The following is an 807-nucleotide window of genomic DNA, read 5'->3' on the forward strand; positions in this document are numbered from 1 at the left end:
CGTTATCTTCGCGCAGAAAATGCATATCTGAAAGCCATGCAGGAGCATCTCCTGGAAAAAAAGCGCCAGGAGCTGGAGAAAAAACGAAAGTCATCCGGAGCCTGAGGTGCGGACACTGCCAGTCTGACCTGTTAAAGGCTGCAGGGCTGGCCAGAAGCACGCTGTACTACCAGCTGTCACTGCAGAAGGCTAAGGACAAGTATGCTGATGTGAAACAGCTCATAGCCTCCATCTTCCATGAACACCGGGGATGTTATGGGTACCGGCGGATCCATTGTGAGCTTCAGAAAAGAGGTCTTAAGTTCAGTGGCAAAACAGTGCGAAAACTGATGCAACAGCTCGGCCTGAAGTCTCCTGTGCGCCTGAAGAAATACCGGTCTTACCGGGGAAATATGGGACTCGCTGCAGAAAATATCCTTCAGCGGCAGTTCAAAGCGGAAGCTCCCTGTGAGAAATGGGTGACAGATATCACCGAATTCAGGGCTGGCGGACAAAAACTGTACCTGTCCCCGATACTTGATTTGTTTAACGGGGAAATCGTGGCGTGGGAAACTGCCTGCAGGCCTACAGAGGAGCTGGTGAAGCGCATGTTAAATAAGGGGCTGGAAAGCCTTGCAGAAGGAGAAAAACCGCTGCTCCACAGTGATCAAGGGTGGCATTACCGGATAAAAAGTTATCAGTCTGACCTGGCAGACAAAGGGTTAGTGCAGAGCATGTCGCGCAAGGGCAACTGTCTTGATAATGCGGTAATGGAGAATTTCTTTGGTCACCTGAAAGAAGAAATTTACTATCGCCGGGACTACAGAA

Annotated in this window: 1 pseudogene; it reads left to right on the top strand. The window is 50.2% G+C overall.

The features are described from left to right. A pseudogene (locus ACJHYD_RS24490) lies at window positions 1-807 on the top strand (IS3 family transposase); the annotation flags it as partial.

It is taken from the genome of Escherichia sp. WS1368, assembly GCF_046487485.1.
In the GTDB taxonomy this organism is placed as follows: domain Bacteria; phylum Pseudomonadota; class Gammaproteobacteria; order Enterobacterales; family Enterobacteriaceae; genus Escherichia; species Escherichia coli.